The following is a 1,416-nucleotide window of genomic DNA, read 5'->3' on the forward strand; positions in this document are numbered from 1 at the left end:
CGCCGGGCGCCGCCGGCGGCAGGGGCGCCGCGACGGCCGCGGGGGCGGCTGCTGCTGCCGGCGCTGGCCGGGGCGCGGGCGGCGGAGTCGGGACGGCCGGGGCCGGGGTGGGGATCGACATCTCCACCACGGGCGGCGCCGGGACCAGCCGCATCGCGGTGAGGTTGACGAGCTGCTGGGGCCGGACGTCGCCGTCGTCGAGGCCGGCGTCGACCGGCCGGGCGCGGACGTCGACGACGATCGCGTCGCCGATCCGGTCGTGGAGGGCGCGGCGCCGGCGCGACGGGTCCATGGCGGCGGTCCAGGCGAGGGTCGCCCAGCCGAGTCCGACCGTCGGGAGGCCGGCGATGCCGAGGACGAGCGTGCGGCCGAGTGCCGGCGCGACGCCGATCGGCCGGCCCGTCGTACGGCGGACGACGCGGAGGCCCACCGCCGCCTTGCCCGGCGTCCGGCCGGTGGCGCCGAGCTGGATCGCCAGCACCAGGCCGACGACGACCAGGGTCACGAGCCCGGCCAGGACGCCGGTGAGCACGCTGTCGCCGAGCCACCAGCCGACCGCCGCGGCGACGGCGGCGAGTCCCCAGCCCAGCACCCGGTCGAGGAGGAACGCCGTGAACCGGCGGTCGGTCTCGGCCGGCGGGGAGGCGACGGCGTCGCCGGACGCGGCGGGTCCGGCGGTGGCGGGTGGGGCGAGGGACATGCGGTGCGCTCCGAGTAGCAGCGGTCAGGTCGTGGTGGTGGGCCGGGTCAGGGCCGGGTCACCTGGATGGTGACGCCGTCGCCGAGGTTGATGATCGCGCCCGGGATGAGCTGGACGGCGATGCCCGGCTTGAGGTCCTCCGGGCCCAGTCCGGGCTGGACCAGGACGGTGCCGTTGGTGGAGCCCATGTCGGTGACGACCGCCGTACCGAGGTCGGCGCCGGTGCCGGGCCGCACCTCGACGTGGGTCGAGGAGATCTCGTGCAGCCGACTGGGGACGGTGACCAGCGTCGGCTGCTCGGTGGAGGTGAACCGCCGTGCCTCCGGCGCCCGGCCGATGAGCACCGCGCGGTCGACGAGGATCGACTGCCCGTCGGAGACGAGGAGCTTGGCCACGGGCTGCGCACCGGCCGGCGCGGCCGGCTGGTCGCCGAACCCGGGGACGGCGGGTGCGGGCGGCTCGCCGCCGACCACCGTGAAGCCGTCGTGGTCGATCGGGTTGGGGATGCTCGGGACGTCGGGGACGTCGCTCGCCGGCGCGGGCGGCGGGAAGCCGCTCCCGACCGGCTCCCACGAGCCGACCGTGAGCGGCGCGTCGTGCTGCTCCGGCGCTGCGGGCTCGGCCGCGGCCGGCTCAGCCGGGGCGGGCTCGGGCTCCGCGGGCAGCGGGGGCGGCGGCGGGACCCAGCCCGGCGGCGGGGTCGGCGGCACGGGCGG

Annotated in this window: 2 protein-coding genes; both read right to left on the reverse strand. The window is 78.7% G+C overall.

All coding sequences use genetic code 11. From position 1 onward, the window contains the following. Nucleotides 1-700: RDD family protein (locus tag AB4880_RS25345; RefSeq protein WP_367922014.1), on the reverse strand; the 700-nt coding region annotated here is incomplete at its 3' end. A 47-nt stretch (nt 701-747) separates the two neighbouring features. Beyond that, the coding region (locus tag AB4880_RS25350; protein WP_367922015.1) for an FHA domain-containing protein at nt 748-1,416 on the reverse strand (669 nt) is incomplete at its 5' end.

It is taken from the genome of Nocardioides ginsengisoli (assembly GCF_039537225.1).
In the GTDB taxonomy this organism is placed as follows: domain Bacteria; phylum Actinomycetota; class Actinomycetes; order Propionibacteriales; family Nocardioidaceae; genus Nocardioides; species Nocardioides ginsengisoli.